A 3,032-nucleotide genomic window follows, 5' to 3' on the forward strand; every position below is an offset into this window, starting at 1 on the left:
CCGAAATATGCCTGCCGGTCCTGCGAGGACGTCGTGTCCGGCCCCGGCGCGGTTGATCGAGGGCGGGATCCCGACCGAGGCGACGTCGCCCAGGTGCTGGTCTCAAAATACGCCGATCATCTGCCGCTGTATCGTCAGGCTCAGATCTATGCGCGCCAGGACGTCGTGCTCGATCGCTCGACGCTGGCCGACTGGGTCGGGCGCGCCGCCTTCCTGTTGCGGCCCGTGCATGAACGGATGCTGGCGGCGCTGAAGAGCTCGTCCAAGCTGTTCGCGGACGAGACCACGGCGCCTGCGCTCGATCCCGGCCGGGGCCGGACGAAGGCGGGCGAGCTCTGGGCTCTTGCCCGAGAAACCGGCCCGGGGGCGGCGCCGATCCACCCGGCGTCGCCTGTGTCTATGCTCCCCACCGCAAGGCGGAACGGCCGATCGCTCAACTCGCCGGCTTCCGCGGCATCCGGCATCCTCCAGGTCGACGGCTACTGCGGCTACAAGGTCTTGGCCGAACGCGGCGAGGTTAGCCTGGCCCTATCTGACCCTGTGCCGGCAGAGTTCATAGCTGGGACCACTCTCCAGCGATTTCGGACGCCCCTGGAGCGGTGGTACGTCCACATGCCCCAACGCGCGATTTTGGCCCGTTGCGGACGTTCGGTATGTCCGCTTCCGGATGGTCCCAGTTTGGCGCGGGCAGGACCAGCGCGCCGGCAATTTTTCTCGCTGCGGTTACGCTGCTCCAGTTCGCTCCCAGGTGATGGAACTCAGCGCTCCAGGAACATCCGGCTCGCATGGTCGGTGAACGGCTTGGTCAGGAACGAGAGCGCCTTGCGCTCTTCGGTGGTGATCATCACCTCGACCGGCATTCCCGGCAGGAGCTTGCGGTCGCCGAGCACGGCGATATCCCCTTCGATCTGGACCTCGCACGTATAGTAGTTTTGGCCGGTTGCGGCGTCCTTGGTGGTGGCCGGCGAGACATGGCTGACCCTGCCGGGGATTTCCGGCGTCGTGTTGCGGTTGAAGGCTGAGAAGCGCAGGCGCGCGGCTTGACCGGGTTTGACCTGGTCGATGTCGGCGGGCGCGATACGCACCTCGATCGTCAATTTCGTCCCGGTGGGAACGATGGTGGCGAGCCGCGCCGCCGGGGTGATGACGCCGCCGATGGTGAAGATCGTCATTTCGTTGACCGTCCCTGCGATCGGGGAGCGGATCTCGGTGCGCGACAGCCGGTCTTCGCCGGCGACGCGGCGGTCCTGCAACTCCGACAGCTTAGCTTCGACCAGACGCAGTTCGCGCTGCGCCTCCGTCCGCGCGGTGTCGTTGATGGAGATGATCTGCAGCCGGGTTTCGCTGATGCGAAGCTTGGCACGCGCGAGCGTCGCCTCGATCTCGCCGCGCTCGCCGAGCAGCCGCGCCCATTCCCGGTTGATGTTGAAGACCTTGGAGCCGTCGATATAGCCCTTCTGGAAGAGCCCGAGAAATTTCGTGCGCTCCATCTCGACGAGCCTGAGCTCCTCGGATTTGGCGACATGGCGCGCTTGCAGCCCCTTGATCTCCTCTCCTGACTGGACGATGCCGATCTCGAGCTGCTCCTTGCGGCTTTCCCGATTGGTTCGGTTGCCCTCGAACAAACGCGTCTCACCCTTGATGATCTCGGCGGCCTCCTCGGAAAAGGCAGCGAGATCGGAAGGGAAAGCGACCTTGTCGAAACCGTCACGCTCGGCGACCAGCCTGGCGCCGCGGGCAAGATGCTCCGCCAACTGGGAGCGGACAATCGACAGCTCCGCACGGGTCTGGACGTCCTCGAGCTGGAACAGAACCTGGCCCTCGCTAACGTTGTCGCCCTGCCTGACCGCGATCGACCGGATGATGCCGCCGTCGCGATGCTGTACCTCCTTGAGGTTCTGGTCGACCTTGACCATTCCCTGGCCGAGAACCGCGCCATTGAGATTGGCCGAGACGGCCCAACCACCGAATCCGAACACGAGCAGCAATGCCAGCGCCATGCCGGAGGCAATGTGCGCACCGAGGCCGAACTCGGCCCGCCGTTCAGCCGCGCTGGCGCCCTTCTGTGCCTTGGCGAAGAGCTTGGCGTCGAAATTTTGGGCATTCATGACACGAACCCTCCCGGCGCCATAGCGAGCGGCGACCACACCACGCTAGATCAGTAGTAATACAATTTGTGAGCACCATAGATTTCGATCGAGAAATCCTTTTCGCCCTGCTGCGCGACGAAGACATCGACAAAGGTCCTGTCGTCCTCCCCGACCTTTTCGATGCGGAAGCGGAACGGGCGTCGGTCCTCGTCGGAGCCGTTGTAGGTTTCGTTGAACGGGTCCATCTCGGTGCCGCCGGCCTCGGCGTCGGAATGGACCTGGTATTGCTTGACGATGATGCGGTCGCCCTCCTCGAGATCGAGGATCTGGTGGATCAGGTCGTTGTCGGCGGAGGCGGGCACGTCGAATTCGAACCGGTCCTCGCCCTCGCCACCCGTCACCGTCGCGCCCTTCGCCCCCACGATGAAGTGATCGTTTCCCTTGCCGCCGATCAACGCTTCGAAATCGAGAACCGTGTCCTCCCCGATCTCAATGCCCACGGCCTTGTTCTCCGTCAGGTCGACGGTTACGCCATCGCTCGTCTGGGACAGATAGGGGTTGTCATGCCCCTCATCGCCATCGTGGCTATCGTCGTGCTGAGCCGGTGAGGAAATGACGACATCGTCGCCCGCTCCGGCCCTTACTGTATCGCAGCCCTCTCCTCCGTCGAGCCTGTCGTTTCCCTTCCCGCCCTCGACGACATCATCGCCTTTCCCTGCGCGGACAACGTCGTCGCCATCGCCGCCATCGACCTTGTCGTGGCCTTCCCCGGCTTTGACGACATCGTCCCCGTCCCCTGCATCGATCTCGTCGTCCCATCCCGATGCCCGCACGCCGGTTGATGGTCTGGCCGATCAGGCCGGAGATGTTGCGCTCGCTGTCCACGGCAAGGCTAAGTGAGCCCGGCTTCGCCTTCTCCTGCGCGATCAAGTCGGCGAGCGA

General features: G+C 64.3%; 2 protein-coding genes and 1 pseudogene. 1 reads left to right on the plus strand and 2 read right to left on the minus strand.

The annotated features are described in order from the left end of the window. Positions 1-93: 93 nt before the first annotated feature. Positions 94-468 (plus strand): annotated as a pseudogene (locus B6S44_RS29930) (IS66 family transposase); the annotation flags it as partial. A 290-nt stretch (positions 469-758) separates the two neighbouring features. On the opposite strand, the gene B6S44_RS21340 reads toward B6S44_RS29930, so the two are convergent. Together B6S44_RS21340 and B6S44_RS21345 are read right to left on the minus strand one after the other, a co-directional pair. Beyond that, positions 759-2,108, minus strand: a complete 1,350-nt coding sequence (locus B6S44_RS21340) for an HlyD family type I secretion periplasmic adaptor subunit (protein ID WP_129158911.1) — start codon at positions 2,106-2,108, stop codon at positions 759-761. A gap of 50 nt (positions 2,109-2,158) precedes the next feature. Beyond that, on the minus strand, positions 2,159-2,923 hold the full coding sequence (locus B6S44_RS21345) for a calcium-binding protein (RefSeq protein ID WP_129158912.1): 765 nt from the start codon (positions 2,921-2,923) through the stop codon (positions 2,159-2,161). Positions 2,924-3,032: the final 109 nt, after the last annotated feature.

Source organism: Allobosea sp. Tri-44, from assembly GCF_004123845.1.
In the GTDB taxonomy this organism is placed as follows: Bacteria; Pseudomonadota; Alphaproteobacteria; order Rhizobiales; family Beijerinckiaceae; genus Allobosea.

Bases quoted from the DNA above. Each gene is read 5' to 3' on its own strand.
- B6S44_RS21340 (WP_129158911.1), bottom strand. From the start codon at position 2,108: ATGAATGCCCAAAATTTCGACGCCAAGCTCTTCGCCAAGGCACAGAAG.